General features: G+C 45.8%; 19 protein-coding genes. 15 read left to right on the forward strand and 4 right to left on the reverse strand.

Annotated features, from left to right (window positions below; translation table 11 throughout):
* The first annotated feature begins 44 nt into the window (after positions 1-44).
* Both ACFQ45_RS09945 and ACFQ45_RS09950 read left to right on the forward strand, forming a co-directional pair.
* Positions 45-4,391, forward strand: a complete 4,347-nt coding sequence (locus ACFQ45_RS09945) for a PAS domain S-box protein (protein WP_377367197.1) — start codon at positions 45-47, stop codon at positions 4,389-4,391.
* Positions 4,388-5,308 carry a GGDEF domain-containing response regulator gene (locus ACFQ45_RS09950; protein ID WP_377367199.1) on the forward strand — a complete coding sequence of 307 codons (921 nt, stop codon included), beginning with the start codon at positions 4,388-4,390 and terminating at the stop codon, positions 5,306-5,308. Before ACFQ45_RS09945 ends, ACFQ45_RS09950 begins: the two co-directional genes overlap by 4 nt.
* Before the next feature lie 113 nt (positions 5,309-5,421).
* On the opposite strand, the gene leuA is transcribed toward ACFQ45_RS09950, so the two are convergent.
* Positions 5,422-7,095 carry a 2-isopropylmalate synthase gene (leuA, locus tag ACFQ45_RS09955; protein WP_377367201.1) on the reverse strand — a complete coding sequence of 558 codons (1,674 nt, stop codon included), beginning with the start codon at positions 7,093-7,095 and terminating at the stop codon, positions 5,422-5,424.
* Between the two features lie 184 nt (positions 7,096-7,279).
* On the opposite strand from leuA, the gene ACFQ45_RS09960 reads away from it, so the two are divergent.
* Positions 7,280-7,759 (forward strand): Lrp/AsnC family transcriptional regulator, encoded by a 480-nt coding sequence (locus tag ACFQ45_RS09960; RefSeq protein WP_377367203.1) that lies wholly within the window; start codon positions 7,280-7,282, stop codon positions 7,757-7,759.
* 76 nt (positions 7,760-7,835) lie between these two features.
* Positions 7,836-8,444 (forward strand): GTP cyclohydrolase II, encoded by a 609-nt coding sequence (gene ribA / locus ACFQ45_RS09965; protein ID WP_377367205.1) that lies wholly within the window; start codon positions 7,836-7,838, stop codon positions 8,442-8,444.
* 66 nt (positions 8,445-8,510) lie between these two features.
* On the opposite strand, the gene ACFQ45_RS09970 is transcribed toward ribA, so the two are convergent.
* Complete coding sequence (locus ACFQ45_RS09970) at positions 8,511-9,737, reverse strand: DEAD/DEAH box helicase (RefSeq protein ID WP_377367207.1); 1,227 nt, start codon at positions 9,735-9,737, stop codon at positions 8,511-8,513.
* 161 nt (positions 9,738-9,898) lie between these two features.
* On the opposite strand from ACFQ45_RS09970, the gene ACFQ45_RS09975 reads away from it, so the two are divergent.
* Positions 9,899-10,459: a DUF1415 domain-containing protein gene (locus ACFQ45_RS09975; RefSeq protein ID WP_377367209.1), complete on the forward strand. Its 561-nt coding sequence runs from the start codon at positions 9,899-9,901 to the stop codon at positions 10,457-10,459.
* Positions 10,460-10,512: 53 nt separating this feature from the next.
* Positions 10,513-11,346 (forward strand): CvfB family protein, encoded by an 834-nt coding sequence (locus ACFQ45_RS09980; protein ID WP_377367211.1) that lies wholly within the window; start codon positions 10,513-10,515, stop codon positions 11,344-11,346.
* 21 nt (positions 11,347-11,367) lie between these two features.
* Here the strand turns inward: ACFQ45_RS09980 and ACFQ45_RS09985 are convergent, their stop codons facing one another.
* Positions 11,368-12,333 (reverse strand): ketopantoate reductase family protein, encoded by a 966-nt coding sequence (locus ACFQ45_RS09985; protein ID WP_377367213.1) that lies wholly within the window; start codon positions 12,331-12,333, stop codon positions 11,368-11,370.
* 84 nt (positions 12,334-12,417) lie between these two features.
* Between ACFQ45_RS09985 and ACFQ45_RS09990 the strand changes: the two genes are divergently transcribed.
* Positions 12,418-12,903 (forward strand): YajQ family cyclic di-GMP-binding protein, encoded by a 486-nt coding sequence (locus tag ACFQ45_RS09990; RefSeq protein WP_377367215.1) that lies wholly within the window; start codon positions 12,418-12,420, stop codon positions 12,901-12,903.
* 20 nt (positions 12,904-12,923) lie between these two features.
* Here the strand turns inward: ACFQ45_RS09990 and ACFQ45_RS09995 are convergent, their stop codons facing one another.
* Positions 12,924-13,235 (reverse strand): MGMT family protein, encoded by a 312-nt coding sequence (locus ACFQ45_RS09995; protein ID WP_377367217.1) that lies wholly within the window; start codon positions 13,233-13,235, stop codon positions 12,924-12,926.
* 49 nt (positions 13,236-13,284) lie between these two features.
* Here ACFQ45_RS09995 and ACFQ45_RS10000 point away from each other — a divergent pair, with 49 nt between their 5' ends.
* From ACFQ45_RS10000 to trpB, 8 genes are all read left to right on the forward strand, one after another.
* The gene (locus ACFQ45_RS10000; RefSeq protein ID WP_377367219.1) at positions 13,285-13,761 is read left to right on the forward strand and encodes an FxsA family protein; all 477 of its coding nucleotides are present in this window, start codon (positions 13,285-13,287) and stop codon (positions 13,759-13,761) included.
* A 128-nt stretch (positions 13,762-13,889) separates the two neighbouring features.
* On the forward strand, positions 13,890-14,180 hold the full coding sequence (locus tag ACFQ45_RS10005) for a co-chaperone GroES (RefSeq protein ID WP_377367221.1): 291 nt from the start codon (positions 13,890-13,892) through the stop codon (positions 14,178-14,180).
* Between the two features lie 53 nt (positions 14,181-14,233).
* The gene (gene groL, locus ACFQ45_RS10010) at positions 14,234-15,871 is read left to right on the forward strand and encodes a chaperonin GroEL (RefSeq protein ID WP_377367223.1); all 1,638 of its coding nucleotides are present in this window, start codon (positions 14,234-14,236) and stop codon (positions 15,869-15,871) included.
* Between the two features lie 118 nt (positions 15,872-15,989).
* Entirely contained in the window at positions 15,990-16,730 is a 741-nt protein-coding gene (locus tag ACFQ45_RS10015) for an EAL domain-containing protein (protein WP_377367225.1), read from the forward strand.
* 118 nt (positions 16,731-16,848) lie between these two features.
* The gene (locus ACFQ45_RS10020) at positions 16,849-19,197 is read left to right on the forward strand and encodes a FimV/HubP family polar landmark protein (RefSeq protein WP_377367227.1); all 2,349 of its coding nucleotides are present in this window, start codon (positions 16,849-16,851) and stop codon (positions 19,195-19,197) included.
* Complete coding sequence (truA, locus tag ACFQ45_RS10025) at positions 19,190-20,017, forward strand: tRNA pseudouridine(38-40) synthase TruA (protein ID WP_377367229.1); 828 nt, start codon at positions 19,190-19,192, stop codon at positions 20,015-20,017. The genes ACFQ45_RS10020 and truA overlap by 8 nt, the downstream gene beginning before the upstream one ends.
* The gene (locus tag ACFQ45_RS10030) at positions 20,001-20,621 is read left to right on the forward strand and encodes a phosphoribosylanthranilate isomerase (RefSeq protein WP_377367231.1); all 621 of its coding nucleotides are present in this window, start codon (positions 20,001-20,003) and stop codon (positions 20,619-20,621) included. The genes truA and ACFQ45_RS10030 overlap by 17 nt, the downstream gene beginning before the upstream one ends.
* Positions 20,611-21,825, forward strand: coding sequence for a tryptophan synthase subunit beta (gene trpB, locus ACFQ45_RS10035; protein ID WP_377367232.1), 1,215 nt, complete (start codon positions 20,611-20,613; stop codon positions 21,823-21,825). The genes ACFQ45_RS10030 and trpB overlap by 11 nt, the downstream gene beginning before the upstream one ends.
* Position 21,826: the final 1 nt, after the last annotated feature.

Consider the following 21,826-nt stretch of genomic DNA (forward strand, 5'->3'; position numbering starts at 1 on the left):
TAGACTGGAAGTCTTGTTAAACCTTTGAATAAGCGATTTATCTTATGGAGCAAAGCACTCAACCTGCTTTTACGGATATTACTTGGTGTGGTGACTTTTCTTTGTTCACACCAGATCTGGCGCCACTAGCAAAACTTTCAAACGCTGCAGGCGTACAGAATTGGGCAATAATAAGTGCTGATCAAACTGGGCTGTTGGTACAGGCAGGTGATCTTCAGCCCCATTGCAGTGATTCGGCTTTGCAGGATTTGCGTTGGCAGTTGCTGCCAAGTTTAGGTTGGCTCGGCATCTCCAAAGACAGCTCAGAAGACACTTCCCAATATTTCATACAATTACTTCAATCTCTTATTCAAGGAAGTGCTAAAAGTGACTCGCTTGCCATGAGGGAAGTGCTGACTATGGCTGATAGTTTGCCTTTCCTCGTGTCCTGCATTGATGTGTCTTTTAATTATGAGTTTGTGAATCAGCTTTATGTTGATCTCTACAATCGTCCTCGGGAATCTTTTTATGGCCTAAATGTTCGAGACATTATTGGAGATGGGCAGTTTCAGCAAGTAAAACCCTTGTTGGATCGAGCGGCGGCAGGGCAGCATATTGATGAGCAGGTGGTGATACTAGTCCCTCAGGAAAATGGAGCTTCCTATGAGCGTTTTGTGGACTGTGTGTTCACCCCTCGAGTGCAAGAAGGGCAGGTCACAGGTATTTATGTGTGTGTGCATGACCAAACCTTTATCAAGCGCACGACCCTTGCACTGCAAAAGTTGCATTCCATTACCGCCAGTGAAAATTTAACGTTTAGCCGGAAGATTCAAGAGATCCTAGAGCTTGGTTGTGAGCTATTTCATCTTCCCTTTGGCATTGTGAGTCACGTGCAGGGAGATGATTATCAGGTTGAGTTTTGCCATTCTCCAAACGGTGAAATCGAAGCTGGGGCTCATTTTCATCTTGGTGAGTGTTACTGTGTTCACACCTTAGAGCGTAAGGATGTCACCGGTTTTTATCATGCTGGTGAGAGTGAGATAGCGACTCATCCCTGTTACGAGCAATTTAAACTTGAGGCGTATCTCGGTGTGTCCATCCACGTAGGTGGCGAGGTTTGGGGAACTCTTAATTTTTCTAGCCCCCATGCGCGTACGAAAGACTTCAGTGAAGATGAGTACGAGCTGCTTAAGCTTTTTGGCCAGTGGGTGGGGGCCGAATACAGTCGTGAGCAAGATCGTCAAGCTCTGTTGGCTGCTGAAGAGCAGCATCGGCTGATTTTGGCGTCTGTGCATGATGGCATACTTGGCATTAATGAAGAGGATAAGATTACCTTTGCCAACAGTGCCGCAGTGGATATGACCGGCTATCAGATTGAAGATTTGATTGGTCGCCCTGTCTGCTCTTTATTGCGACCTCAAGACAGGTTAATGAATGCTGAACCTTGTGTTGTTTCTTCGGCTATGGCATCTGGCTCCCCAATTACCAAGGAAGGAGTTGATTTTTATGATCAATTGGGGCGGAGTTTTCCTGTTGATTTCTCCTACCGACCTATTCCAAAAGAGCTTGAGCAGACAGGCTTAAGCGCGGTAATGACGTTCCAAGATGTCACTGAGCAACAAGCTTATCAAGTGGCCCTGACTCAGCAAATGGAGTTGTTCCGGTCTCTATTTATGGATGCCCCTGAGGCAATTGTTGTGACGGATGAAAACCGCTCTATCGTCATGGCGAATCCACATACCTTATCGTTGTTTGGTTACAGTGAAGACCAACTTGTAGGTCGATCTCCAGAGTTTTTATATGCCGATAAAGAGTCATTTAAAGAGATAGGATTGGCCTATTCTAATCCTGGTTCCTCAGAGCGCAGTGAGTATCGCATGCTATATAGGCGAGCGGATGGTTCGCATTTTATGGCTGAGAATGTGCGGAGCAAAATCTTAGATAAGAAAGGCGAGCTGCGTGGTTTTATTATTCATGCACGTGATATTAGTGCCCGTTTAGCGATTGAGGCCGATATCGAGAAGGCGCGAAATCGCCTAAGCATTGCGACCTTGTCTGCTGGTATTGGTGTTTGGGAAATGGATGTTAATACTAGGGCGCTTGTTTGGGACGAGCAAATGGTGGCCATCTATGGCATTGATGTGCCTATAGGTGAACCTTTTGGGTTCGAGGCATGGGCTGAACTGGTGCATCCAGACGACTTAGTAAAGATGGAGGCGGCCGCTAATCGTTCTGTTGAAACGGGAATGAATCTGGACACAGATTTTAGGATTAATCTGCCTTCGGGTGAGCAGCGTTACATTAAGGCGAATGCTCAGGTGGCATATGATGAATTTGGTGCGCCAAGTTATTTCCTAGGGGTAAATTATGACATTACAGAACGATACCGTACTGAAGCCATTCTAAAGCGTGCTAGGGAGGAAGCGATACAGGCCAGCCAAGCTAAGAGTAATTTCTTGGCGACCATGAGTCATGAGATACGGACTCCTCTAAATGGCGTGTTAGGAATGGCTGAGGTTTTGGCGAGCACCGAGTTAACCGATCGCCAGCGCTACCAAATGGATGTGATTCGAAACTCAGGTGAAAACCTTCTGGAATTAATTAATGAGATTTTAGACTTTTCAAAAATTGAAGCGGGTCACTTATCCTTAGAGTTGGCTGATTTTGATCTTGAAAAACTGGTGTTTGATCTAGCACGGTTGCTCGTTGTAAAAGCTGAAGCGAAAGGTGTTGATCTATTAGTTCAATACAATTTACAGGGGATATCGGCCGTTCATGGTGATGCCTATCGGATTAGGCAGATATTGACCAATTTAGTAGGGAATGCCATTAAGTTCACCCAGGAAGGTGAGATCGTGATTAGTGTTGATGGCATAGTTGATTCAAGCTCTCATGTCTTAGATTTGGCAATCAGTGTGTCAGATACGGGGATAGGTATTCCTTTCCATGCCCAGGGCAATCTTTTTCAAGCTTTCACCCAAGCGGATAACTCCACCACTCGACGGTTTGGTGGCACCGGCTTAGGTCTTGCTATCACCAAGCAGTTGGTGGATCTGATGGGAGGAGACATTATTCTAGAGAGTGAGGTGGGAGTCGGCACAACCTTCACTATTGGCTTATCGCTGGGGTTAAGCGATCAACCCCTTCCGCAAGCTGCACCAGACCAAGGATATGCTTTTGAGCGTGTGTTGGTGGTTGACGATAACGATACCAACTTGTCGATTCTCGAAGATCAACTTAAGCGTTGCCATATCAATGCTGAGTTTGAAAATAATGCCTTGGCTGCTATTGAACTTGTGTTATCTGCTGCTTCCCAGAAGCGCCCCTATGAGCTGATAATTCTAGATTATCTAATGCCTGATATGGATGGGCTTCAGATGAGTCGCCAAATACGACAACAATTACCTGTCAGCCAATGGCCAAAAGTGTTGATGATTTCTTCGGCAGGGGCTTTGCATTCCAGTGATCTGCGTGAAGCGGGGGTGCAAGTGTGCATCAATAAGCCCACCAGTGTTCAAGAGTTAATACTGGGGCTGAAAGCGGTCAACACAATGGAAGCGGCACAGATTACGGTTACTCCTGATGAGCGACGTATTTTGGAAGAGCCCCCTGTTATTTCAAATGAATTGGCTGGTTTAACGGTTTTGGTGGTTGAGGATATGAAAGCCAACCTTGCTGTGGCTCAGGGGATGCTAGGGCAGTTAGGTGTCGCCGTAGAGGTTGCGGAGAATGGGCAGCTGGGGGTGGAGAAGTGGCTTGAACTTTCCCCTGATATAATCTTAATGGACCTTCACATGCCTGTTATGGACGGCCTAACTGCAATAAAGATTATACGCGATATGGAATCCGGCACCGGTAAGCGGGTTCCAATTTTTGCGCTAACGGCAGATATTCAACCTGAGAGTATGGCGCAAGTTGAGGCGGCGGGAGGTGACGGTTATATTTCTAAGCCGTTTAAACGTAAGGAATTATTAGAAACAATTTCATCTAAACTGTTTAATGAAGTGTCAGATCATTCTGTTGTGGAGGATGATCTGAGTTTAACTGAAAGTGGTGGGAAAATGGTGCAAACAAGTGTCGACGAGTCTGTGTTGGCAGGTTTAGAAGAGGTGTTGGGCGATCAGGTAAATGAGATTGTCGCGGCATTTGTGCATGATGCAAAAAACGTGTTTCAATCTTTCCATGAGATTGTTAGCAAAGAGGGAGAGCAAGTGGATTTGTATCGACCTGCCCATAGCTTAAAGTCAGTGAGTGCTAATATTGGTGCGTTCCACTTAAGTGAATTGGCTGGTCAGCTCGAAAAAGACGCTCAAGCGGCTGAAAACTTTGATGCCAAAGCTCGCATCGAAGAAATCTGGAAAGAATATGAGCGTGTGTGTGAGCACCTTAGACGTTTAGGGAAAATGATTTGAAGATCCTAATAGCTGAAGACACACTGTCTGACCGAATGCTGCTCAGGTTTCATTTGGCAAAACTTGGACATCAGGTATCTGAGGTGCAAAACGGGGAAGAGCTGGTTAATACTCTTAAAGATAGCTATTACGACTGGGATCTTTTAATTGTCGATTTAAACATGCCTATTAAATCTGGTGAGGAAGCGGCTCGTGAGATTCGGGCCCTTCAAACAGATTCACCGGAAGATTGGATACCTATCATTTTTTTGAGTGGCTCAGGTACAGACGAAGATATTCAGCGCTGTATTGAAGCGGGCGCAGATGACTATCTGATTAAGCCGATTCAGCATAAGGTGCTGGCCGCCAAGTTACTTGCCATGGCACGTATTGCTAATATGCGTAATCGTCTGGTGAGTATGAATAAACGCCTAGAAGCTCTATCTACGACTGATTACTTAACTGAGCTGCCAAACCGTCGTGCATTTGAGATATCCCTAACCGATGAAATGGCAAAAGCAGCTCGCTATGAGCAAGCTCTAAGCGTTGCAGTGCTAGATATTGATCATTTTAAGCGTATTAACGATGAATATGGTCATGATGTGGGGGATGAGGTGTTGCGTCAGGTTTCCGCACGTTTGAAATCCTCTCTTCGTAAGGGGGATGTGATTGGCCGTATTGGTGGTGAGGAATTTGGCTTGTGCCTTTCTCATACCAGTGCTGAAGACGCGGTGAATGCGTGTGAGCGTTACCGCAAAGCAATCTCGGGTGCCCCTATAATATGTGGAGAGCATAAGTTAAATCTTACCGTTTCCCTTGGTGTGACGGCCTACTGCGATAATCTGGGGCAACTTGAATTAATCAAATTAGCAGATAAAGCTTTGTATGAAGCCAAGGCTAAAGGTCGTAATCGGACTATTTATCGAGAGTGCGAATAGGGCGGCTGCTTTTTAGAGACTGGCTAAAAGATAAAAGCCGAGCGGTAGCTCGGCTTTATTGGTTAAGGGAAGGCGATTTTGTCGACTACCTAACCTCGGCAAGGTGACCTTGATTAGGCCACACTTGCTTGGCTTGCTTCGGCAACTTTTTGGTTAACCGTTGCCAATACCGCCTGAATGGAGGCTGAAACAATATCGTTATCAATGGCGGCGCCGTTGAAACGCTCCCCGTCAATGTTGGCTTGTACATAGGCAATAGCTTGAGAGTCACTGCCAACCGTCAAGGCATGTTCTTGGTACTGAACGATGTCTACACGAATGTTGAAGTGGTCGCTTAGTGCCGCAGTGAACGCAGATAGAGCGCCATTCCCTTCACCTTCGATGTTTACCGAACCACCGGCATGGTTAAGTGCCGCAGTTACCTTGTCTCGTTCGTCTTTCGTTAAGCTGTAGTTGCCAAGTGCGTAAGGGCTGGAGCCTGTCATAAAGCTCTGCTCAAATAAGCGCTTCATGTCTTCGGCTTCTACTACGCCACCGTCTTCTTCAGAGAAACGTTGAATAATAGGGCTTAGCTCAACCTGTAACCAGCGAGGTAGTGCCAAGCCGTATTCTTGTTCTAGGGCAAAAGCAACCCCGCCTTTACCTGATTGGCTGTTTACTCGGATGACTTCTTGATAACTACGGCCAACGTCACGAGGGTCAATTGGCAAGTAAGCTACATCCCATGGTTTATCATCTGTTTGGTTAGTCAAGCATTTTTTGATGGCGTCTTGGTGTGAGCCAGAGAAGGCTGTGAAAACTAATTCGCCTGCATAAGGATGGCGCGGATGGATTGGCAATTGTGTGCAAGATTGAACGACGCTCACAATGCGGTCCATGTCTCCAAGAGCAAGTTTTGGATCTACGCCTTGGCTGTACATATTCATGGCCATGGTGACGACATCCATGTTGCCGGTACGCTCACCGTTACCTAGCAAGGTGCCTTCGATACGATCTGCGCCAGCCATTAAGCCAAGCTCAGCAGCCGCAACGCCACAGCCACGGTCGTTGTGGGTATGTAAGCTGATGACGATGCTGTCACGTTTAGTCACTTTGCGGCAAAAATACTCGATCTGATCTGCGAAACGGTTTGGTGTAGCCACTTCAACGGTTGCAGGCAAGTTGATAATGCATTTTTTCTCTGGAGTAGGTTGCCATACATCGATCACGGCATCACAAACTTCCACGGCAAAATCAGTTTCTGTGCCCGTGAAGCTTTCAGGTGAATATTGGAAGACCCACTCTGTCTCAGGGTGTTTTTCTGCGTGATCTTTCACACATTGAGCCCCTTTAACGGCAATATCTTTAATGCCATCTTTACCCAAACGGAACACTTGCTCGCGTTGAGTTTTAGAGGTGGAGTTGTAAACGTGTACAACGGCTTTTTTAGCGCCTTTTAGAGATTCGTAAGTACGTTCAATCAACTCTGGGCGCGCTTGGGTTAAGACTTGGATGTAAACATCATCTGGCACTTGGTCTTCTTCGATCAACCAGCGAGTGAAGTCAAAGTCCAGCTGTGAAGCGGCTGGGAAGCCTACTTCAATTTCTTTGAACCCCACATCTACTAACAGTTTAAAGAACTCTTTCTTTTGATCCACAGTCATTGGCTCAACCAGTGCTTGGTTGCCGTCACGCAGATCTACGCTCGCCCAAAGTGGGGCAGTAGTGATTTCTTGATCGGGCCAAGTGCGATTCTCAATGGCGACCGGTTCAAACGGACGGTATTTAGTGTGATCAAAAGAAGTCATTTTCTTTTCCTTTCAGTTTAGGTGTGAGCGGATAGCTCAATTTGTGTTTAAGAGGTTGGGTTTCCCTCTCGACATAAACAGTTTAACGAAATTATATCGAAGAATGATTGCGTTTTGATGGGCTTTTATTAGAAACTTTGGAATATTATTGCGCAATTTTAATAAAAAGTGGCTGGAGGTTAAGGTGAGCACAAAGTTTGATAAAATAGATATTCGTATTCTCCAAGAATTGCAGCAAGATTCTAGCTTAACCAATCAAGAGCTAGCGGATCGAGTTGGCTTGTCACCATCACCCTGTTTACGACGGGTAAAAGCTCTAGAAGAAAGTGGAATAGTCGATCGTAAAGTGATGTTGTTAAAACGCTCTGAGCTTGGCTTAAAACTAACGGCATTTATTCAAATTAGCATGGACCGACATACGCCAGATCGTTTTGGGGTCTTTGAAGAGCAGGTGCATTCCTTTGATGAAGTGCGAGCCTGTAATCTAGTGACAGGGCAAAACTGTGATTATTTGCTAGAAGTGGTGGTGGAAGATATGGAGCGTTACCATGACTTTTTGCTAGGCAAACTGACCCGCATACCGGGTGTGTCAGGTGTTCAATCTAGTTTCCTGTTGCGCAGTGTTAAAGAAAATACATCACTGCCATTAACACACTTAATGTAGTTTTCCTTAGTCGAACAACAAAAAACGCCTTATAATGCGCGCACAAATTGCGTTATTTAATGAGAGAGCAGTATTAATGGATCAGCTAACGGTTAAACGTCGAGTAGTCATTCCGGTCCGAGCCGGAGACGTCATGGCCGAATTTATATCTTTTAACGGTGACGAAAGCGGCAAAGAGCACATTGCGATTTCGTTTGATGGCGTCACTGAAGCAAAAAATCAGGTGCCTTTGGTACGCCTACATTCCGAGTGTTTAACTGGTGATGTATTTGGTTCAGGTCGTTGTGATTGTGGCGAGCAATTAGACGAAGCCATTGACCGCATCAACGAAGAAGGTGGTTACATACTTTACCTGCGTCAGGAAGGGCGGGGTATTGGCCTTTATGCCAAGTTAGATGCTTATGCGTTACAAGATCAGGGTTACGACACCTATGAGGCGAATGAGATGCTTCATTTGCCAGAAGATGGTCGTGATTTCGCTATTGCAGCAAAAATGCTGAAGGCACTTGGGGTGTCCAAAGTTCGATTATTGACTAATAACCCAGACAAAGCGGCACAATTAGTTGAAAACGATGTGGAAGTGACTGAGCTTGTTCCTACCGCTGTACATGTTAATCAGCACAATCGCCAATATTTAGAGGCTAAGGTTCGTCGCAAACAGCACACGCTTAAGCTGGATGATTAGCGCTTTTTTAAAGCATTCAGATGAAATGAAAAAGGGAGCTTGAAAGCTCCCTTTTTAGTGAATTCGTTACTTTTTCTTCACTTTTTTCTTTACTGAAGTGTCTTTTTTAGGCGCCTTCTTTTTCGGTTTAGAAGCGCCAGTGCGGATCTTGGTTTTGGGTTCTAGCCCTGGGATCTTGCTGAATTGAATCGGGGTTTGCATGTAGCGCTGGATCTTTTCGATCATTGGCAGATCATGCATGTCTACGAGCGAGTAGCATTCCCCAGGGTTACCCTCTCGGGAGGCGCGACCTGCTCGGTGTACATATGAGTCGGCACGGCGTGGCAATCGCACGTTAATGACAGTATTGATCTCAGGGAGGTCAATGCCTCGTGCTGCAACGTCGGTGGCCACCAATACTTGGAGTCGGCCTTTCTTCATTTGTTTTAAATTGTCGTTACGGTCGCTTTGCTTCATTTCCCCGTGTAGGCCATCACAACGGAAGCCTAACTTACGGATTTTTTGTACCCAGACATCCACATGGTCACGGTTTGAGACAAACACCACGGCTTGTTGCACACGTTCTTGTTTCAGAAGATGCGTTAAGACAGCGTCTTTATGGGGTTCGTCATCGATGCGGTACGCTACTTGCTTGATTTGTGATGGGATGCTGCGTGGAGAATCTGTTAGCTGAACAGTCTCTGCTTCAGGCTTTAACAAAGATCGCGCGAATCGGCCCATTTTCTCCCCATCAATGGTGGCAGAGAACATTAGGGTTTGGTGTTGAGGCAATTGTTTGTTCAAGTGTTTGATGGCGTCAACAAAGCCCATGTCTAACATACGGTCTGCTTCATCGATAACAAACATGGAGGTGTCACTGAAATCTAACCAGCCGCGCTCATCCAGCTCTACCAATCGGCCCGGTGTTGCAACGAGAATGTCACAGGGTTCGCTCAACTGTTGCTGCTGGTTGCCATAGGGAATTCCGCCTACAATAATTTGAAGCTTGATGCGGGTATGTACTAGTAGCTTCTCAAATACTTGAAAGATTTGTCGGGCCAGCTCGCGACTTGGGGCAAGGATTAGGGCTTTCGGCGCAAGACTGGATTCTTCGTCCCGATCAAGAATGTGTTGAATGACAGGCGCAGCAAAGGCGATGGTCTTGCCTGTGCCCGTTGGCGCACACGCTAGAACGTCCTGTGCATCCATTGCCAATGGAATGGCTTGTTCTTGGATTGGGGTAGGTTCTGTTAAGCCTAAATCTTCGATGGCTTGTTCGATGGTGAAATCCAGATCGAGTTCGGAAAAGGACATGTATTCTCTCAGTTGAAACGTGATGTGATTTAGGCGCATTGTAGCACTTTCAATTCCTCTGGGTGGATCTGTTTGTCGTTAATTTTGCGGATTCGGTGAATGGTGTTAGACCGGGGTTCTGGAATCCCCTAAAATGGCGAAAAATTGAAAAAGGTTAGGTTATGCAATTAACGGAAGAGCTGGTCATTGCTCAGACAAAAGCATGGGTAGATTCCTTCATCGTGGCGAAGAATGTTTGCCCGTTTGCTAAACGTGAAGTGGAGCGGGGCAGTGTTCGTTATGTGGTTGTTCGCACACGTGAATCGAGTGTGGCGCTGGAAGAGTTAATTGCTGAAGTAGATTGGTTGGATCAGCACCCAGATACAGAGACAACCTTGATGATTTTTCCGACCTTATGCAACGAATTTATGAGTTATTTAGATTTCGTTGATGATGCCGAGGAACTTATGTTTGAACAGGGCTGTGAAGGCGTTTATCAGCTTGCCACTTTTCATCCTAGCTATTGTTTTGCTGGGGCCGAGGAAAGTGACGTCTCTAATTATACCAATCGCTCACCGTATCCTATGCTGCATTTGCTGCGTGAAAGCAGTTTGGATAAGGCCATAGAGTTTTACGGCGATACGTCGGGTATTCCTGATCGAAATATCGAATTAATGGAGCGTACTGGTGAGCCAGCGCTTAAGGAGCTTATGCGTCAGTGCATGAGCCAAGTAGAAAAATAAATTTTGTCTGTCGGGGCCAGTGCCCCCAGGCGTAAGTACTATGTGGAGATAATATGCCAGCCAATATCGGGCGCATGAATAATTTACGTGTTGTGAAAGAAAAAGACTTTGGTGTCTATCTAGATGGGGAGCAATTTGGCGAGATCTTGCTGCCGAAGCGATACGTGCCTAAAGGCCTAAAAGTAGGTCAGCAAGTGGATGTGTTCATCTACTTGGATTCTGAAGATGAGTTGATCGCCACCACTTTAGAGCCAAAAGTTCAGGTCGGTGAATTTGCAGGGCTGATGTCTGTGGCGGTCAATCAGGTGGGTGCCTTTTTTGATTGGGGCTTGCCAAAAGATTTGCTAGTGCCTTTTAGCCAGCAAAAAAATCGTGTTGAAGAAGGCGAACGTCACCTGCTGTTTGTATACCTAGATCAGGTGACTAACCGCATCGTGGCAACGACTAAGATTGATGCCTTGCTTAACCGGGAAGAGCCCCCTTACCGCACTGGTGATAAAGTCGAGATTATCATTGGCGATAAAACCAACATTGGTTTTAAGTGTATCGTTGATAATCGCTTTTGGGGTGTTTTGTTTTTCCAAGATGCGGTGGGACAGGTTCGCAAAGGGGATAAGTTGCCTGCATTTATCAAGCGAGTTCGTGAAGATGGCAAGATTGATCTAAGCATTCAGCAAACAGGCTATAAAAAAGTGACCAATTTGCTGGATCAGATTATTGAGCATATGGAACAGAATGGCGGTGAGATGCCATTAACAGATAAAAGCGACCCTCAAGAGATTTTTCGCGTATTCAATGTAAGTAAGGCGACCTTCAAAAAAGCCATAGGTGCCTTGTACAAAGAACAGAAGATTGTCTTAAGGAAAGATAAGGTGACTTTGAAGTAATCGCCGCCACCCTTTAATTCTTTATGCAGAAAGCTCCTGATACATACTCAGGAGCTTTTTTTTGTGCTCTTCTAAGTGGGGGCGGTCATTCAGTGCTCGATAGAAGAAGTCTTGTAAAGGCGTTGGTGTGTTGGCCTCTCGATGAAAAAAGCCGGAGATGTATTCGTTTTCGGTTTTGCGTAGGTTGCGGACGTCTTCATACATGGATGAACAATTCATGGCCGTCAGCTTGGCGACGGTTGAGACGCGCATATGGAGCAATTCTGGCGTTAAGTTTAATGTGTAGGCACGGTATTTAAACTTCTCATCCTGCATGACGCTAGAGAGTTCATCGATTGCAGCATCAAAAATTGGACGAATAGGGGGCTCAAGCACTTGTCCGTTGCGGATTGAGAATAGGGCTGTTAGGGGGTTAATAATGGCATTTACGGCAACTTTCTCTAATAACCGCTGTTCAACATTTTCGCTTTGTACTCCGGGATAAGGAAATTGATTGCCGAATAGGTTTTTTTCATCTTCCACCAGTAAACCAAAAAATGTGTCACCATTGCCAGTTTGGCGCACACCGTTAGATGCGGTTTTCAAAGCCCCTTCGCTGGTCGTGCCGGCCCAAAGATTTTGGTGTTTCTTGAGGTGTGGGATCAAATCCTGCTGAGCGCCCATGCCATTACATAGGGTGGCAATTAATCCGCGCTTTTTGGTGTGTTCTCGAATATCTAAATAAGCAGGAACCAGATCAAAAGCTTTAGTGCATAACAACACTTTAGTGTATTTGCCTTCTAATTCAGAGCGGGTGGCAAACGTAACATTATGAGTGCTTTGCTGGGGTTCACCTGCATCATTTGTGAAATCTACTATGATGGGGGATTCCGGTTGGCTGGCGCTACGATGCACAATTGTGACTGGGTTTCCAAGGGCGCTAAGTTTGCTAGCCCAAAGTAATCCAACGGCACCATTTCCTACTACTAGCCATTCATCTTTAGTCATTAAGACCTCTTTATAGAAGTTTTTTAACGGTAACCCTGCTATTATGCCGCCCAAAATCGTAAATATCGAATGGAGGAGGCGAAAATGCCATCTTTTGACGTAGTATCAGAACTTGACTGGCACGAAGTGACCAACGCTGTAGACCAAGCGAATCGTGAAATTACAACCCGTTATGACTTCAAAGGGGTAGACGCAAGCTACTCAATGAAAGCAAAGGAAGCGGTTGTTTTAGAGGCCAAAGCTGAGATGCAGTTGCGCCAGATGGTGGATATTTTATCGCAAAAACTGGTCAATCGCGGTATTGACTTGAAAACCATTGAGCGTGGTTCGATTGTTGAAGGCAACCTTCGTGCGACTCAAGAAATCAAAATGAAAGAAGGCATTGATCAAGCGGAAGCGAAGAAAATCGTGAAGATGATCAAAGACAGCAAGATCAAAGTTCAAGCGCAAATTCAGGGTGAGCAATTACGTGTCACAGGGAAAAAGCGTGATGATCTTCAGCAAGTTATGCAGCTGCTAAAAGGCGCCGATTTAGAATTGCCGCTTCAGTTTAATAACTTCCGTGATTAGATAAGCAATAAAAGAGGTGCCTAGGGCGCCTCTTTTATTATTAGGCGTTGACCAGAAATCACCCAGCCCTCTTGCTCTAATGCGCTCCGCTGGCGCCGATAAGCCTCAGTCCCCTCAGTAAAACTAATATAACGTTTGCTGTTGACCACGCGATACCAGGGGAGTTTTGTGTCTTTGGGGAGCTCTTTTAAAATTTTGCCTACTTGTCTTGCGTTGTTTGGCCGGCCGGCTTGTTTTGCTAATTCTCCGTAAGAAATCACATGACCTGCAGGTAAATGTGAAAGAATGAATATTACCTTGCTTTTAAAACTGTCCATCTCTTGATTCGGCAAAATTTAACCCTACATATCCATTCATATTCGAAAACATAAGAAGGTTATCATGCGATTTGCATTATTGCTGTTTATTCTGATCCCAGTGATTGAGTTATCTGTACTGATTCAAGTGGGCTCACAAATAGGAAGTTTGACCACGGTTGCTCTGGTCTTTTTGACGGCTATCGTTGGTTTGGCTTTGATTCGTCGACAAGGATTTGAAACCTCTCAAAAAGCGCAAGAGAAACTGCGTCGTGGTGAAGTTCCTGCTTCAGAAGTGGCGGAAGGCTTTATGCTGGCCTTCGCTGGCATCTGCTTGTTGATTCCTGGTTTTGTCACTGATGCGGTGGGCGCTATTTTGTTAATTTCCCCCTTGCGTAAAAGTATCGCTGGCACCGTAGCATTGGACTTTTTGAAGAAGCGAATGAATATGCGTGCCAATTGGACTCACCAGAACGCTAATGGTCGCCGTAATGATGGCGAGATCATTGAGGGTGAGTATCGTAGTGAAAAAGACGATGACGACTTAATAGATAAAAAATAATTTGTTTTTGGCCTTGAAATACTTCTGGTCAACCACATTAAAGTTGCGATGAAGAATCCCGCCACAAACGGTGGGGCTAATCCGGCCAGGGGAGTCCTGGTATTGATTAACGTTGGAGATAGAGATCAATGAATATTCGTCCTTTGCACGATCGCGTCGTTGTTCGCCGTAAAGAAGAAGAAACAACTACTGCATCCGGTATCGTTTTGCCAGGGTCTGCAACTGAAAAGCCTACTCAAGGCGAAGTGTTGGCTGTGGGCACGGGTCGTATTCAATCAAACGGTGATGTTCGCGAACTTGCTGTAAGCGTTGGCGACACTGTTTTGTTCGGCCAGTACTCAGGTCAGTCCGTTAAGATTAACGGCGAAGAACTACTTATCATGAAAGAAGACGAAATCTACGGCATCATCGAAGCCTAAGTCTTTTTAGTTACATCATCGATTAGCGAACTTACAAATTTAGGATATAAAAAATGGCAGCTAAAGAAGTAAAGTTTTCAGATAGCGCACGTCAGAAAATGCTTAAAGGCGTTAACGTCTTGGCTGACGCGGTTAAGGTAACCTTAGGTCCAAAAGGTCGTAACGTTGTTATTGAGAAATCTTTTGGCGCACCGGTTGTGACAAAAGACGGCGTGTCTGTAGCCAAAGAAATCGAGCTTGAAGACAAGTTCGAAAACATGGGTGCACAAATGGTTAAAGAAGTATCTTCACAAGCCAACGATGTGGCGGGTGACGGTACAACCACAGCAACCGTTCTTGCTCAGTCTTTTGTAACTGAAGGTCTTAAAGCCGTTGCTGCGGGCCGCAACCCGATGGACCTTAAGCGTGGTATCGATAAGGCAACTAACGCTGTCGTTGAAGAGCTTGCTGCACTGTCTACACCTTGTACAGACAGCCGTGCTGTAGAGCAGGTAGGTACTATCTCTGCAAACTCTGACGCTTCTGTAGGTAAGATCATTGCTGAAGCAATGAACCGTGTAGGTAAAGAAGGCGTTATCACAGTAGAAGAAGGTTCAGGTTTTGAAGATGAGCTAGCTGTGGTTGAAGGTATGCAATTTGACCGTGGTTACCTATCTCCTTACTTCATCAACAACCAAGAAACTATGAGTGCGGAACTAGAAAACCCATTCATCCTTCTTGTTGATAAGAAAATTTCAAACATCCGTGACTTGCTACCAGTTCTTGAAGGCGTAGCAAAAGCGTCTCGTCCTCTGCTTATCATTGCGGAAGATGTTGAAGGTGAGGCCCTAGCAACGCTTGTTGTTAACTCTATGCGCGGTATCGTAAAAGTTGCGGCAGCGAAAGCACCTGGTTTTGGTGATCGTCGTAAAGCAATGCTTCAAGACATCGCTATCTTGACTGGTGCTCAAGTAATCTCTGAAGAAGTAGGTCTTTCTCTAGAAAGCACTACCCTAGAGCACCTAGGTACAGCTAAGCGTGTTACTTTGACGAAAGAGAGCACTACGGTTGTTGATGGCGCTGGTGACAACGCTTCTATCACAGCACGTGTTGAGCAGATTCGCGCTGAAATCGCTAACTCTACCTCTGACTACGACAAAGAGAAGCTACAAGAGCGCGTTGCTAAATTAGCGGGCGGTGTGGCTGTTATCAAGATCGGTGCTGCCACTGAAGTAGCAATGAAAGAGAAGAAAGCGCGTGTAGACGACGCACTTCACGCAACTCGTGCAGCGGTTGAAGAAGGTGTTGTAGCGGGTGGTGGTGTTGCTCTAGTACGTGCATTGACTAAAGTAACAAGCCTTAAAGGCGACAACGAAGATCAGAACGTTGGTATTACTCTAGCGCTACGTGCGATGGAATCGCCAATGCGTCAAATCGTTTCTAACGCAGGTGACGAAGCTTCTGTTGTAGTAGACAAAGTTAAGCAGGGCGAAGGTAACTACGGTTACAATGCTGCCACAGGTGAGTACGGTGATATGTTGGAAATGGGTATCCTAGACCCAGCCAAAGTAACTCGTTCTGCACTACAAGCAGCTGCTTCTGTAGCGGGTCTAATGATCACTACTGAAGCCATGATTGCTGAAATTCCGAAAGAAGATGCTCCAGCTATGCCTGATATGGGCGGCATGGGTGGTATGGGCGGCATGATGTAATCCGCTTACGCCTTTAGGAAGTAAAAAGCCTCGCAAATGCGGGGCTTTTTTATGCCTATATATTGTAATGATTCTCATTTGGTTTAAAGTGGTCTTCCACTTGTCTGGAGGAGATTAAATGTCGCATACATCAAACAATCAGTTGTCGTCAGCGGTGCTTTTGGAGTTGTTGAACTCCAAACGTTTTGGTGTGGAATATCAGCCTATTATTGAGTTGGCTTCGAATGACATTATTGGCTATGAAGCCTTGTCCAGATTCTATGGGGCCGATGGGGAGTTTTTGAGACCTGATTATGTCTATGCGTCCCTTCATGAATCTCCCATTACTCTGTTTCAGGTTGAATTCGCGCAGAAGCAAATACAGCTTGCAAATCGTCCCTCTGGTTTGTTGTTCGTTAACCTAGACCAAGATGCCTTCTTTGCAAGCGATGCAGAAGCCCATAGCAACCCATTTATTCAGATGATCCGACAGCAAGGAAATGACTCTGTGGTAGTGGAGCTGATTGAAAACTCGGAATTAAATGACGCTATTATGAGTTTATCTATGATTGAGGCCTTTGATGCTTTAGGGATTGAAACGGCTCTGGATGATCTTTGTCACCCATTGTCGATGATTTCGGTTTCTGTGTTGCAATTGGTCTCTTGGGTTAAATTAGATAAATGTGTGCTACGCATGAAAGATAAACCCAAATTTATGACATTCGTCTGCAAAATGATTCAATTTGCAAAAGAGACTAATAAGAAGATCGTCCTAGAGGGTATTGAGTCGGAAGCAGACCTAGAGGTGGCGAAAATGCTGGATGTGGACTATGTTCAAGGTTTTTTATTTCGGTCCAACTTTATTAATAAACAAGCATAATTAAGCGAATGCTATAAAACATCCAAACCATTGATTCTAAAGCTATTGATAATTCCGAACCTGTATAAGATACTTGTTTGTATATTCATCGTCGGTTTATAACGAGAAAGGGAAGCTTATGCTCAGAAAAACGCTCATTAGTATGGCTGTATCTGGTGCGCTGTATGTCTCCAGTAGTTACGCATTAGAGCTGGGCGAGTTAACCTCCCAATCCGCAATCGATGAACCTTACCGAGGTAGAATTCAATTAACTGACGCTGACGGGTTGGCACCTGCTGATATTACTGTGCGTCTGGGCTCTGAAAGTGAGTTTAGGCAAGCGGGCTTAGCGCCTTCTACGATTTTGGCTCAGCTTAACTTCAGTGTTATCCGTGAAAATGGCCAATTGGCCGTATTGGTGCAATCTCAAGAGCCTCTAGAAGTTCAAGAACTTCAGTTTGTTCTCGCGGCACGTTGGCCCAGTGGCCAGGTTGTTCGAGAGTATCAAACACCTATCAATCAATCTGCGCTGGTAGAAAAAGCACAGCCAGAAGTCATTCAGTCGATACAGCCTCAGCCTGCTGCAAACCCAACGAATCAAGTATTTCGTCAAGAGACCGCTACTGCTAATCAGATGCAAACCGCCTCTGAATTAAATGTGCGTAAGGGGAATACCTTATGGTCTATCGCAGGAGCTAATCGTCCTTCAAATCAATTGACCATTTATCAAACGATGATGGCGATTCAGGCGCTCAACCAAGATGCCTTCTATGCCAACAATATCAACCTGTTGCGGGAAGGGGCGGTGTTGCGTTTACCGACTCAAGAACAAATTGCGCTCTTTAACAAGGCGACTTCCCAAGCTGAGTTTGAGCGTCAGCACGCTGCTTGGATGGCCTTGAAAAATGCGGGTCGTATTGATGATGTCGTTAACCAAGAGCAACTCAATACCCAAGCTCAAAGTAATACCACGCCAGCACCACCTGCAAAAACTGGGGATCAGCTTAAGTTGGCTTCCGGCCAGAGCGTGTTGCCCGAAGCAGATGCAAGCTCCAATGCAGCGGATACTCAACGTATCAGTGATTTAGAGAGTGAATTATCAGCAACCAATGAGTTGCTTGATAAAGAAACCCGTGAGAAGGAAGAGCTCTCCGATAAGCTATCTGATGTGAATGAGCAGCTGGCTACTTTGGAGCGCCTGATTAGCCTTAAAGATCAGCAAATGGCTGAGCTTCAACGTCAATTTACCAGTGCTCAGCAAGCTCTCCAAGAGCAGAAAAACACTGTAGACCAATTGCTTGAAGCAGATCAGCTACGCCGTGAACAAGCTGCGGCAGAAGAAGAGTCCTTTTCCAATAAGATTTTTGGCAATCCCATTATCTTATCGATATCTGGTGTCGTGTTATTACTTCTAGGCTTATTGGCTGGCATGTTGATCAAACGTTCTGGCCGCAAAAAAGAACCAGAAGTAAAAGACACAACCGAATTTGATTTAGCGCCTGCGGCAGCTGCTGCGACAGCAGGGGCCGCTGCAGTGGTTGCAACGGAGGCCGTTGCAGAAAGTGAGCCAGAGCCAGAACAGCAAGATTATGACGTGGAAGAGGAAGATCCATTTGCGTTTGATTTTGATGTGGATAATGAGGCTGACGATGGTTTTGATGGCTTTGATGAATCTGTTGCGTCGACTCAAACAGAAGTAACCCAGCCTGAAGAAGACGGTTTCGATGAATTTGAAATTCCTGAGTTAGATGAAACTGTTTCTGAGCCTGAGAATGAGTCCGATGAGCTTGAAGATGCCTTAGGTATCGAAATGGATGAGTTGGCTGATGAAGAAGACGAAGCTAATGATGATCCTTTTGCTGAGTTTGAAATTGAAGATGCAGATGCTCAGGATTCCACATCAGAAGTGGATGCGACTAAAGAAAATAACGACTTCAATCTAGAAGACACTTTGGGTGATTTTGAGTCGCAATCCAGTGAGTTGGATATAGACAACAGTCAAGATGAGCAAGTTGATGACCTCAGTTCGGAGTTTGAGTTACCTGAACCTGAAGCCGATGATGATCAATTTTCTGAGGAAGAATCCTTTGTCAGCAACCTTCTCAATGATGAGGAGCCTGATCAAGCGGATAGTGATGAGTCCTCTGTGTTTGATCGTGAACCGGATGCAGCTCTTGCTGAAAGTATCGATGAAGCGCTTGCTGAAGCACAGCAAGATGAAGACGACTTTGGTGGTTTGGATGTGCCTGAATTCGGTGAAGAAGAGGCTGCTGCTGAATCCGACGAGTCAGATGACGAAGAAGAAATTGATTTCTTTGATGCCAGTGGCGATGAAGTTGCGACTAAGCTAGATTTGGCACGAGCTTACATGGATATGGGTGATGAAGAGGGTGCGCGTGTTATACTTGAGGATGTTGTAGCGTCTGGTAATGAAAGTCAGATTGCTGAAGCCCAAAGTATGATGGAGCGAATGTTCCCAAGTGAGTAAACAGAAAGTAGCACTGGTCGTCGAGTATAACGGGGCGGCCTATAAAGGGTGGCAAGCACAGAAATATGATGTTGCCACCGTTCAAGAAAGTTTAGAACACGCTTTAACTAAGATCGCCAACCACCCAGTTAATGTTATTTGCGCTGGTCGCACTGATGCAGGTGTTCACGCCAGCGCACAAGTTGTTCATTTTGAAACGGATGCCGTTCGCCCTGAACGAGCATGGACCCTTGGCGTTAACACGCATCTCCCGTCTGATATCTCTGTTGTTGCTGCTAAAAACGTCGGTGAGGACTTTCATGCGCGTTTTAGTGCGGTGAGTCGTCGATATCGTTATGTGATCTATCAATCTGAATTCCGTCCAGCTATCTTGGCTAAACAAGTGACTTGGACATACAAAAATTTAGATGTGGAGCGCATGCAGCGTGCTTGTGAGTATTTTAAAGGCACCCATGACTTTACCTCTTTTCGTGCGGTAGGCTGTCAGGCTAAAAGCCCTGTTCGTACTATTCTAAATTTCTCCGTAGATCGATTTGGTCAATACATTGTGCTGGATGTTCGAGCGAATGCGTTTTTGCATCATATGATTCGTAATTTTGCTGGCGTATTAATGACCATAGGTGCTGGTGAGCAACCGGTTGAATGGGCGAAGACTGTTCTTGATGCGAAAGATCGCACTCAAGGGGGGATTACGGCACCACCATTTGGGCTGTATTTTGTTGATGCAGAATACCCATCTGAGCTTGAGGCGCCAACTGTTGCCCTGGGTCCTCATTTTTTACCTTACAAGCAGGAAGCAGAGTATGTCTTGCCGAGTTAAAATTTGCGGTATTACTAATCTGGAAGATGCGCTTCAAGCGCTAGGGGCAGGAGCTGATGCTCTTGGTTTTGTCTTTTATGATAAAAGTCCACGCTATGTGAGCCCAGATGTGGCTAATCAGATTGTTAGTCAGCTTCCACCATTTGTGGTCCCTGTAGGATTGTTTGTGAATGCCCCAGATGACCTAGTGGAGCAAGTCTCTCAAGGTAGTGTGCGCTGGGTGATTCAATTTCACGGTGATGAAACGCCAGAACAATGTGAGTCCTACGGAAAACCTTATTATAAAGCTCTGCGGATGAAGCCAGATGTGGATGTGCTGAGAGAGGCATCTAACTATCCATCTGCGTTGGCAATACTCTTGGATGCCTACAAACCTGGCATTCCAGGGGGTACTGGTGAGACATTTAATTGGAACGCGATCCCAGCACAGTTACCAAAACCACTGATCTTGGCAGGCGGTTTGACGCCAGACAATGTGGCGACGGCCGTTAATACGGTAAAGCCTTATGCTGTGGATGTCAGTGGTGGGGTAGAGCGTTCAAAAGGCTTAAAAGACCCAGATCGGGTGATACAGTTTATTAATGGAGCGAAACATGGTGGATAAGACCAAAATATCGTTAAATTTACCGGATGAGCATGGCCGTTTTGGACAATATGGCGGCATCTTTGTATCTGAAACGCTCATGTCAGCTTTGGAGGATTTGGCCAAGGTTTATGAGCAGTTATCTAATGAAGAGGCCTTTCAGCAGGCTTTTGATAAAGACTTAGCTCACTATGTTGGTCGCCCTTCACCTTTATATTTTGCCGAACGCCTTACTGAAAAGGCGGGCGGCGCAAAAATTTATTTAAAACGTGAAGACTTAAACCATACAGGTGCCCACAAGATTAACAACACCATAGGTCAGGCGTTGTTGGCAAAACATATGGGCAAGCCCAATATTATTGCTGAAACAGGTGCTGGTCAGCATGGGGTTGCATCTGCCACGGTGGCTGCCCGTCTAGGTTTGAAATGCAAGGTCTTTATGGGGGCAGAAGACGTTCGTCGTCAAGCATTGAACGTCTATCGAATGAAGCTGTTGGGTGCCGAAGTGATCCCTGTGGAGTCGGGGACTAAAACCCTAAAAGATGCATTGAACGAAGCCATGCGTTACTGGGTAAGCCATGTGGATGATACTTTCTACATTATTGGTACAGCGGCGGGCCCGCATCCTTATCCAAAACTGGTTCGTGATTTTCAGGCAGTGATTGGTCGTGAAACCAAGGCTCAATGTATGGAGCAAGAAGGTCGCTTGCCAGATGCTGTAGTAGCCTGTGTTGGGGGTGGCTCCAATGCAATTGGTATGTTCTACCCATTTATAGAAGATGAGTCGGTTGCTATGTACGGCGTGGAAGCAGGGGGTGACGGTGTTGAAACAGGCCGACACGCGGCGCCTTTGAGTGCTGGTCGTCCAGGTGTTTTGCACGGCAATCGTACCTATGTGATGGCCGACGAAGATGGTCAGATTATGGGAACTCACTCTATTTCTGCTGGCTTGGATTATCCGGGTGTAGGGCCAGAACATGCTTGGCTGAAAGACGTAGGACGTGCCCAGTATGTCGCTATCAATGATGATGAGGCTATGGAAGGGTTTCGCGATTTAACTCGATTAGAGGGCATTATGCCGGCGCTGGAATCCAGTCATGCCATTGCCTACGGTATGAAGCTTGCTGCCACCATGGAGAAGGACCAGATTGTTGTTATCAATCTTTCCGGTAGGGGGGATAAAGACATACATACGGTAGCAGAAATTGATGGGTTGGAGATGTAAT

Origin of the sequence: Rhodanobacter aciditrophus (assembly GCF_042679525.1) — a bacterium.
GTDB classification, from domain to species: Bacteria; Pseudomonadota; Gammaproteobacteria; order Pseudomonadales; family Marinomonadaceae; genus Marinomonas; species Marinomonas aciditrophus.

Bases quoted from the DNA above. Each gene is read 5' to 3' on its own strand.
- ACFQ45_RS09945 (WP_377367197.1), top strand. From the start codon at position 45: ATGGAGCAAAGCACTCAACCTGCTTTTACGGATATTACTTGGTGTGGT.
- leuA (WP_377367201.1), bottom strand. From the start codon at position 7,095: ATGACTTCTTTTGATCACACTAAATACCGTCCGTTTGAACCGGTCGCC.
- ribA (WP_377367205.1), top strand. From the start codon at position 7,836: ATGGATCAGCTAACGGTTAAACGTCGAGTAGTCATTCCGGTCCGAGCC.
- ACFQ45_RS09970 (WP_377367207.1), bottom strand. From the start codon at position 9,737: ATGTCCTTTTCCGAACTCGATCTGGATTTCACCATCGAACAAGCCATC.
- ACFQ45_RS09975 (WP_377367209.1), top strand. From the start codon at position 9,899: ATGCAATTAACGGAAGAGCTGGTCATTGCTCAGACAAAAGCATGGGTA.
- ACFQ45_RS09980 (WP_377367211.1), top strand. From the start codon at position 10,513: ATGCCAGCCAATATCGGGCGCATGAATAATTTACGTGTTGTGAAAGAA.
- ACFQ45_RS09985 (WP_377367213.1), bottom strand. From the start codon at position 12,333: ATGACTAAAGATGAATGGCTAGTAGTAGGAAATGGTGCCGTTGGATTA.
- ACFQ45_RS09990 (WP_377367215.1), top strand. From the start codon at position 12,418: ATGCCATCTTTTGACGTAGTATCAGAACTTGACTGGCACGAAGTGACC.
- ACFQ45_RS10000 (WP_377367219.1), top strand. From the start codon at position 13,285: ATGCGATTTGCATTATTGCTGTTTATTCTGATCCCAGTGATTGAGTTA.
- ACFQ45_RS10005 (WP_377367221.1), top strand. From the start codon at position 13,890: ATGAATATTCGTCCTTTGCACGATCGCGTCGTTGTTCGCCGTAAAGAA.
- groL (WP_377367223.1), top strand. From the start codon at position 14,234: ATGGCAGCTAAAGAAGTAAAGTTTTCAGATAGCGCACGTCAGAAAATG.
- ACFQ45_RS10015 (WP_377367225.1), top strand. From the start codon at position 15,990: ATGTCGCATACATCAAACAATCAGTTGTCGTCAGCGGTGCTTTTGGAG.
- ACFQ45_RS10020 (WP_377367227.1), top strand. From the start codon at position 16,849: ATGCTCAGAAAAACGCTCATTAGTATGGCTGTATCTGGTGCGCTGTAT.
- ACFQ45_RS10030 (WP_377367231.1), top strand. From the start codon at position 20,001: ATGTCTTGCCGAGTTAAAATTTGCGGTATTACTAATCTGGAAGATGCG.
- trpB (WP_377367232.1), top strand. From the start codon at position 20,611: ATGGTGGATAAGACCAAAATATCGTTAAATTTACCGGATGAGCATGGC.